Genomic DNA, 941 nt, shown 5'->3' with positions numbered 1-941 from the left:
TCGTGTTTCACGAAAAGCTCGGCACCCAGGCTGAGCGCATCGCGCGCATCGAACGCCTGGCTGCCGAGATCGCGCCGCTGGTCGGAGCGGATGTCGAGAAAGCGAAGCGCGCGGCGCAGCTGTGCAAGGCGGATTTGCTGACTGAGGTGGTCGGCGAATTTCCCGAGTTGCAGGGCCTGATGGGGAAATACTACGCGCGCGCGCAGGGCGAGGATGCGTCCGTCGCCGCGGCTTGCGAGGAACACTACAAGCCGCAGGGTCCGACTGATCGCGTGCCGAGCGATCCGGTGTCGATCGCGGTCGCGCTCGCCGACAAGATCGACACGCTGGTCGGCTTCTGGGCGGTCGACGAAAAACCGACGGGATCGAAAGACCCCTATGCGCTGCGCCGGGCAGCGTTGGGTGTGATTAGGCTGACGTTAGAGAACTCACTAAGGCTTCAATTATCGGAGCTTGTCCGAAAAGCTTTGATCCTAATGATGTACTTTGCTCTTAGGCCGGAGCGAGGATATCGATACCTTGGTGAGCGTTGGCATCCACCAGAAGATAATGCGCCGAGTGAAACGTGGAATGAAGCCAAGCACCTAATCTTTTTGGATAGCGATGGCTTTGTCACTTTGAATGCCAAAAAGATAGGCGGCGAGCAAATTGGAAATCCTGACCTCGATCATGATTCGGATGAATACGAAGAGCGTTCAAATGCCTACGCCGAGTTTGAGCGGAGGTTAACGCATCTCGACCAAGTAGAAGTTCCTTTCATGTTTGATGGTGCGCCTACTGGGTATGAACGGAAGGCGTCAGCGGTATCCTTAGCGCTTCAACGGATCATGGAAGAAGATTTTAGTCGAACGGGTATCAACCGGCTCGCATCCCATCTCCTTTCCTTCTTCGCTGATCGCCTGAAAGTGCAACTGCGTGAGCAGGGCGCGCGGCACGATCTT

Annotated in this window: 1 protein-coding gene; it reads left to right on the top strand. The window is 56.3% G+C overall.

The genetic code is table 11. The features are described 5' to 3' along the window. Positions 1-941: glycine--tRNA ligase subunit beta (locus tag BGN91_RS11545; RefSeq protein ID WP_292613256.1), on the top strand; the 941-nt coding region annotated here is incomplete at both ends.

It is taken from the genome of Nitrobacter sp. 62-13 (genome assembly GCF_001896955.1).
In the GTDB taxonomy this organism is placed as follows: Bacteria; Pseudomonadota; Alphaproteobacteria; order Rhizobiales; family Xanthobacteraceae; genus Nitrobacter.
Note: the sequence above shows the minus strand (reverse complement) of the source record. Positions and strands in the feature narration are given on the sequence as shown.